We start from the raw sequence: 4182 nt of genomic DNA on the forward strand, positions 1-4182 counted from the left end.
AGCTCGCGGGCCTGACGGATCTTGGGCAGCACCAGGTCGAGGAACGTCTGGCCGCCGAACCCGGGCTCGACGGTCATCAGCAGCAGCATGTCGAGCTCGGGCAGCAGCGCCTCGTAGGGCTCGACCGGCGTCGCCGGTCGCAGCGCCATGCTCGCGCGGGCGCCCGCGGCCCGGATCTCGCGGGCCAGCCGGACCGGGGCGGCCGTGGCCTCGACGTGGAAGGTCACCGAACCGCAGCCGGCCTCGACGTACGCCGGGGCGTGGCGGTCGGCGTCCTCGATCATCAGGTGCGCGTCGAGCGGGATGCTGGTGCTGCGCGCGAGGGCCTCGACCATCGCCGGGCCGAAGGTCAGGTTGGGCACGAAGTGGTTGTCCATCACGTCGACGTGCACCCAGTCGGCGCTGCCGATCCGCGCGACCTCGGCGCCGAGGGCGGCGAAGTCGGCGTTGAGGATGCTGGGGGTGATCTGGACGTGTCCCACGGACGACGAGCCTAGTGACCGGGCCGCCGAGGTCACGCGGGGACGTCGGGGTCGAGCAGGTCGAGCAGGTCGCGGTAGGCGCTGTCGCGCTCGCCGGGGCGGGTGACGATCCGGTGCGTGCCCGGCCGCTGCTCGAGCACGTCGGCCAGGCCGTGGGCGTAGTCGAGGAGGTGGTCGATGGCCTCGTCGGGCACCCGGGACTCCACGACGCCGCCGTGGAGCACGACCTCGACGAGCTCGGCGCCGGCCTCGTCGGCGACCTGGACGAACCGCTCGAGCTGGTCGAGCCGTGCGACGAGCTGGGGCACCACGACGTCGTAGCCGGCCTCGAGGTGGGCGCGGGCCAGGGCGAGGGAGAGGTGGCGGGACGCCTCGGCGTGGTCGGCGGGGTCGCCACCGATCCAGGTGCGCAGCACGTCGGCCTCCACGACCAGCACGCCCGGGTGCTCGCAGCGGTAGCGCTCGGCCAGGGTCGACTTGCCGGAGCCCGGCATGCCGTTGACGAGGACCAGGCGGGCCGACGACAGCGGGGCGCCGACCTCACGGAGGGCGGCGAGGACCACCTCGTCCTGCTGGGCGCGCGCCGCGACGAGGTCGTTCTCGTCGACGACCTCCTTGAGCCCGAGCCAGTCGAGGGCGCGCAGCTGGGCGCGTGCACCGGTGAAGGCCTGCCACGACCGCAGGACCGTGACGTCGACGTGGCGGTGCAAGGTGTCACGGAACCGGCGGAACGCGCCCTTGCCCTCGAGCGCCTCGTCGAGCCGCTCGCCCAGGCGGCGGTCGGCGAGGGCTGCGGCGAAGACCTCCATGTCGCGGTAGGGGCGGCGCGAGCCGTCACCCTCGACCTGGAGCCACCCCAGCTCGTCGGGGTCGGCCACCTCGCCGTCGGCGTCGAGCACCTCGCCCATGGCCCCGAGGTACTGCTCGCCCGAGGCGGGGTCGAGGTAGTGCTCGTGCTCCCAGCTGCCGTCATCGATGGCCTCGGCGAGCATCGGCAGGTCGATCCGGTCGAGCGGCACGGTCATGACGGCTCCTCGTGGACGAGCTCGACCTCGAGGTCGTCCATCTCGCACCCCAGGGTCTGCAGCGCCCGCACGGTGGCCAGGGCGATCCGGTTGGCCGAGGTCAGCGGCGCCTCGCGGGAGAACGTGCGGTAGTCGGGCGACCACGGCTTCTCCCAGCCCATCTCGAGGAGGGACGCCTCGGTCTCGGGCGTCATCTCCCACTCGCCGCCGAACGACGTCGACCCGACGCACTCGGCGATGAGCACCCGCGGGGCTGCGGTGACCTGCACGTAGCGCCGAGGGCCGCGGGACGCCTTGCGGGAGCCGAAGAGGCCCTTGCGGCCGGAGTCTGAGGGACGCTCGCGGATGACGAGGCCGTCGTTGAGGTCGAGGGCGAGGATGGCGCCGGTCAGGCGGCGGTTGAGGTCGTCCCAGGTGCCCCTCACGTGGCGCCCTTGTCGGGGTCGGGGTCGGGGTCGGCGTCGGGGTCGGCGTCGGGGTCGGGCTCGTCCGGCGTCTCGGCGCCCTCGGCCTCGTCACGGTCGGCCCACTCGAGCAGCGGCGCGATGTCGAAGGTCGTCTCGGGGTCGTCGATGTCGGCGTGCAGGTCGCCGATCGCCGCGAACCGCTCGGGCATCGTGAAGATGGTGAAGTCGTGCGGGTCGGCGTCGTCGATCTCGTCCCACCGCACCGGTGCCGACACCCGGGCGTCGGCGAAGCCGCGCACGGAGTAGGCCGCCGCGATGGTGTGGTCGCGGGCGTTCTGGTTGTAGTCGACGAACAGGTGGTGGGGGTCGCGGTCCTTGCGCCACCAGGTCGTGGTGACGTCGTCGGGCGCGCGCCGCTCGACCTCGCGGGCGAACGCCAGCGCGGCCCGGCGCACGACCTTGTGGCCGTGGTCGGGGTGGATGCGGACGTAGACGTGGAGCCCGGAACCGCCACTGGTCTTGGGGTGGCCGACGGCGCCCAGCTCGTCGAGCACCTCGTGCGCGACCGCAGCCACCCGGCGTACCTGTGCGTAGTCGGAGAGCGGGCCGGGGTCGAGGTCGATGCGCCACTCGTCGGGCTTCTCGGGGTCGGCGCGCCGGCTGTTCCACGGGTGGAACTCGACGGTCGACATCTGCACCGCCCAGATGACGGCCCCGAGCTCGGTGACGCAGAGCTCGTCGGCGGTGCGGTTCCAGCGCGGGAAGTGCAGCTGCACGGTCTCGACCCAGCCGGGCGCCCCGGCCGGGAGCCGCTTCTGGTGCACCTTGTCGCCGGCCAGGCCCTTGGGGTAGCGGTGCAGCATCGTGGGTCGCTCGAAGAGCGCGTTGACGATGCCCGGGCCGACGGACAGGTAGTAGTCGACGAGGTCGTGCTTGGTGGCCCCGGACTCCGGGAAGTAGACACGGTCGGGGTTGCTCACCCGGACCACGCGGTCGTCGACCTCGATCTCGATCGACGGGGATTTCGACGCCACGGACCCAACCTAGTCTGAGGACCGTGGACTTCGACCAACCTCCCGTGGTGCGCGTCGAGGTCGGGTCCTCCGCCGACGTCGACCCCGACGCCTGGCCGATGACGATCCCCGCGGTCGCCCAGCTGGCCCGGGAGGGGCTCGACCTGCCCCGGGGCGTCACGTTCCTGGTCGGCGAGAACGGGTCGGGCTAGTCGACCCTGGTCGAGGCGGTCGCGACGGCGTACGGGATGGCGTCGGAGGGCGGTACGACGGGCAGCCGGCACGCGACCCGCGCCAGCGAGTCACCGCTCGGCGGGTCGCTGCGCCTGCACCGTGGCCTCGGGGCGTCGCGCTGGGGGTTCTTCCTGCGCGCCGAGACCATGCACGGCTACTACACCTACCTCGAGGACAACCCCGGGAGCATCCGCAGCGACGAGCCGCACTTCCACGAGATGAGCCACGGCGAGTCCTTCCTCGCGGTGCTGCGCTCCCGCTTCGACCAACCCGCGTTCTACTGCCTCGACGAGCCCGAGGCCGCCCTGTCGTTCTCGTCGACCCTCGCGCTGATGGGGGTGCTGCACGACCTGGCCCGCGAGGGCGGCCAGGTCCTCTGCGCGACCCACTCCCCCGTGCTCGCGTCGCTCCCCGGCGCGACCGTGCTCGAGGTCGGCGACTGGGGCTACCGGCGCACGACGTGGGACGAGCTCGAGCTGGTGACGCACTGGAAGGCCTACCTCGACGCCCCGGGGCGCTACCTGCGACACGTCCTGGACTGACGGTCGCGAGGGGTCAGGACGTGCGGCGCAGGAGCGCGAGGAACATCGCGTCCGTGCCGTGCCGGTGGGGCCAGAGCTGGACGGTGCCGGGCAGCGGACCGCCGCAGTCGGGCACCTCGGGCAGCAGCGCGGTGGCGTCGTCGAGGACGACGTCGGTGCGGCCCTCGAGGATGCTGGCGACGACCCCGGAGGTCTCGGACAGCACCGGCGAGCAGGTCGCGTAGAGCACCGCGCCACCGGGACGCGCCAGGTCGAGCGCGCTGCCGAGCAGCGCGCGCTGGAGCAGCACCAGCTCGAGCAGGTCGTCGGGCCGACGCCGCCACCGCGACTCGGGACGGCGGCGCAGCGCGCCGAGTCCGGTGCAGGGAGCGTCGACGAGGACCCGGTCGAACGTCCCGGGCCGGAGCGGGGGGCGGCGGCCGTCGGCGACCACGATGCCGGCGACGCCGTCGGCGCCCCGGAGGGCGCGGGCGACGAGC

Annotated in this window: 6 protein-coding genes and 1 pseudogene; 2 read left to right on the top strand and 5 right to left on the bottom strand. The window is 73.4% G+C overall.

What is annotated here, in order from left to right; translation table 11 throughout:
- From Q7T52_RS06325 to ligD, 4 genes are all read right to left on the bottom strand, one after another.
- Positions 1–482: ribulose-phosphate 3-epimerase (locus Q7T52_RS06325; protein WP_304800508.1), on the bottom strand; the 482-nt coding region annotated here is incomplete at its 3' end.
- Positions 483–514: 32 nt separating this feature from the next.
- On the bottom strand, positions 515–1507 hold the full coding sequence (locus Q7T52_RS06330; RefSeq protein ID WP_304800510.1) for a UPF0158 family protein: 993 nt from the start codon (positions 1505–1507) through the stop codon (positions 515–517).
- Positions 1504–1932: a hypothetical protein gene (locus Q7T52_RS06335; RefSeq protein ID WP_304800512.1), complete on the bottom strand. Its 429-nt coding sequence runs from the start codon at positions 1930–1932 to the stop codon at positions 1504–1506. The genes Q7T52_RS06330 and Q7T52_RS06335 overlap by 4 nt, the downstream gene beginning before the upstream one ends.
- Complete coding sequence (ligD, locus tag Q7T52_RS06340) at positions 1929–2948, bottom strand: non-homologous end-joining DNA ligase (RefSeq protein WP_304800514.1); 1020 nt, start codon at positions 2946–2948, stop codon at positions 1929–1931. Before ligD ends, Q7T52_RS06335 begins: the two co-directional genes overlap by 4 nt.
- Before the next feature lie 23 nt (positions 2949–2971).
- Between ligD and Q7T52_RS06345 the strand changes: the two genes are divergently transcribed.
- Positions 2972–3139: a hypothetical protein gene (locus tag Q7T52_RS06345; protein WP_304800517.1), complete on the top strand. Its 168-nt coding sequence runs from the start codon at positions 2972–2974 to the stop codon at positions 3137–3139.
- Positions 3140–3175: 36 nt separating this feature from the next.
- Positions 3176–3703 (top strand): AAA family ATPase, encoded by a 528-nt coding sequence (locus Q7T52_RS06350; protein ID WP_304800519.1) that lies wholly within the window; start codon positions 3176–3178, stop codon positions 3701–3703.
- Between the two features lie 13 nt (positions 3704–3716).
- Here the strand turns inward: Q7T52_RS06350 and Q7T52_RS06355 are convergent.
- A pseudogene (locus Q7T52_RS06355) lies at positions 3717–4182 on the bottom strand (rRNA cytosine-C5-methyltransferase); the annotation flags it as partial.

The sequence above is a fragment of the Nocardioides sp. genome (assembly GCF_030655615.1).
In the GTDB taxonomy this organism is placed as follows: Bacteria; Actinomycetota; Actinomycetes; order Propionibacteriales; family Nocardioidaceae; genus Nocardioides.

What these genes read in the sequence shown, in the direction of transcription:
- Q7T52_RS06330 (WP_304800510.1), bottom strand. Translation starts at nt 1,507, where the DNA reads ATGACCGTGCCGCTCGACCGGATCGACCTGCCGATGCTCGCCGAGGCC.
- Q7T52_RS06350 (WP_304800519.1), top strand. Translation starts at nt 3,176, where the DNA reads ATGGCGTCGGAGGGCGGTACGACGGGCAGCCGGCACGCGACCCGCGCC.